Annotated in this window: 1 protein-coding gene; it reads left to right on the top strand. The window is 54.4% G+C overall.

The window, feature by feature from the left end; genetic code table 11:
* Nucleotides 1–207: 207 nt before the first annotated feature.
* Nucleotides 208–540, top strand: a 333-nt coding sequence (locus tag EN750_RS38250) for a helix-turn-helix transcriptional regulator (protein ID WP_145968386.1), incomplete at its 3' end; no start/stop codon positions are given.

Genomic DNA, 540 nt, shown 5'->3' with positions numbered 1-540 from the left:
CACCTATATCTTCTATAGCAGAAAATTTAACCGATGGAAGAGAAATCTTTCATAGAAGATTCACGTCTTCAGTAGAAGATGGCACAGTTCGTTGACTAAAGCGGGCGGCGGCGTTCAAAGGCTGGATTCAGTCACCGAGAGCGAAATGTGACATCTGCGATGCCAATGCGTAGAGTGACGCGAATGATTTGGGCGGAAAATTAGAAGATGAAAACACCCGTAGCACCCCGAAGCACCGGACAAGACGCCGTCAGCCGCGTGTTCGGTGATCGTGTCCGCACGATACGCGAACAGGCAAACCTCACGCTGGAGCAGTTCTCGAAGCTGTCCGGCGTGAGCAGGGCAATGCTGTCGAAGGTCGAGAGAGGCGAGAAAAGTCCAACCATCGGTGTTGCGAAGCGTATCGCTCACGCTTTGGGTGCATCGTTTTCAGCTCTTCTCGGGGACGAACCTGCTTCGCGTCGGGCCTTCGCCTTGGTCACGAAGGACCAGAGGCAGGTGTTCCGGGATCCGGAAACGGGATTCGAGCGCTTCCTGCTG

The sequence above is a fragment of the Mesorhizobium sp. M7A.F.Ca.ET.027.03.2.1 genome (assembly GCF_003999175.1).
Lineage (GTDB): Bacteria > Pseudomonadota > Alphaproteobacteria > Rhizobiales > Rhizobiaceae > Mesorhizobium.
The sequence above is the reverse complement of the archived record's forward strand: the minus strand, read 5'-3'. Positions and strand labels throughout refer to the sequence as shown.